A 1,413-nucleotide genomic window follows, 5' to 3' on the forward strand; every position below is an offset into this window, starting at 1 on the left:
AATCCAATTTCTTGGGGTGTTCACATGAGCAAGTATTCAGATCAATTCAAACTCACCGCCGTCCAGGCCTATCTGGAGGATGGTAAAGGATTCAGAACAGTAGCTCAGCGATTTGCAGTGGACTTCAGCCTGCTGCGGCGCTGGGTCTGCGCGTTCCAGAAGCATGGTCAGTTCAGCCTGCGCAAACCAGGCCAGCGGTACAGTGCGACCTACAAGCGCTCAGTCCTTGAATACATGCACAAGCATCAGCTTTCCTCGCGCCAGACCGCCGCCCATTTTGGCCTCGGTCAGTCCTCGCAGATAGGCATTTGGGCACGGCAGTACTACAGTGGGAGTCCGGCTTTACCTGCTCCCAAGAGAAGAAAACCTACTGCCATGTCGAAAAAGCCTTACCCCATCAAACCTACGACGTCCGATGACACCGATAAAAGCCGCGGCCAGTTGCTGGCTGAGCTTGAGTGGCTGCGTATGGAGAACGCTTACCTAAAAAAGCTGGAAGAACTGAAGGAGCAGGAGCGAAGTCGGCCCAAAAAGCCCTGATCGTGTCGACGCTCAAGGACAGGTTTCCCTTGGGCGCCGTTCTGCAGTTGGCGGACTTGCCTCGCAGCACGTTCTATTACCAGCTCCAGGCGCAGGTCAAACCTGACAAGCATGCTGTCCTAAGACAGCTGATTCAGCGTGTCTATCACGAGGAAAAAGGGCTTTACGGTTACCGGCGTGTTACGGCGGTGATCCGCAACGCCGGCACCTTGGTTAACAAGAAGGTCGTAGAACGCTTGATGGCCGCGCTTGATCTTCGCTCACTCGTACGGCCCAAAAAGTACCGGTCGTACAAGGGCGTCGTCGGCCTCATCGCGCCCAACCTGCTGGAGCGAAACTTCCTCGCGCAGCGCCCGAATCAGAAGTGGGTGACCGATGTGACCGAGTTCAAAGTGGCTCAGGAAAAGGTCTATCTCTCTCCCGTGATGGACTTGTACAACGCCGAAATTGTGGCATACGAAGTGGCCAGCAGGCCGTGCCTTGGGCTGGTCACCAACATGTTGGACAAGGCCTTCAAGCGCCTGGAAAACAAGCCGAAACTGGTGCTTCACTCGGATCAAGGCTGGCATTACCAGCACTCGCAGTACCGCCACAAGCTGGCAGAGCAAGGACTGAAGCAGAGTATGTCACGCAAAGGAAACTGCCTGGACAATGCGGCAATGGAGAGCTTTTTTGGTACGCTTAAGTCCGAGTTCTTCTACCTGAAGCGTTTCGAGAGCGCTGAGGAACTGAAAGCCGGTCTGGACGAGTACATCCACTACTACAACCATGACCGCATCAAGCTAAAGCTCAATGGCATGAGCCCTGTGAAATACAGGACTCATGCTGCTGAGGCTGCTAGCTGAAACTGTCCAACTTTTCGGGGGCAGTCCA

1 protein-coding gene is annotated in these 1,413 nt (G+C 54.7%); it reads left to right on the forward strand.

What is annotated here, in order from left to right; genetic code table 11:
• Positions 1–24: 24 nt before the first annotated feature.
• Positions 25–1,385 (forward strand): IS3 family transposase gene (locus KL786_RS29245; RefSeq protein WP_458729610.1). Its coding sequence is split into 2 segments (ribosomal slippage): positions 25–492 and positions 495–1,385, totalling 1,359 coding nucleotides; the frame shifts between segments, so codons are not numbered across the junction.
• Positions 1,386–1,413: the final 28 nt, after the last annotated feature.

The sequence above is a fragment of the Pseudomonas sp. TAE6080 genome (genome assembly GCF_018732265.1).
GTDB classification, from domain to species: domain Bacteria; phylum Pseudomonadota; class Gammaproteobacteria; order Pseudomonadales; family Pseudomonadaceae; genus Aquipseudomonas; species Aquipseudomonas brenneri.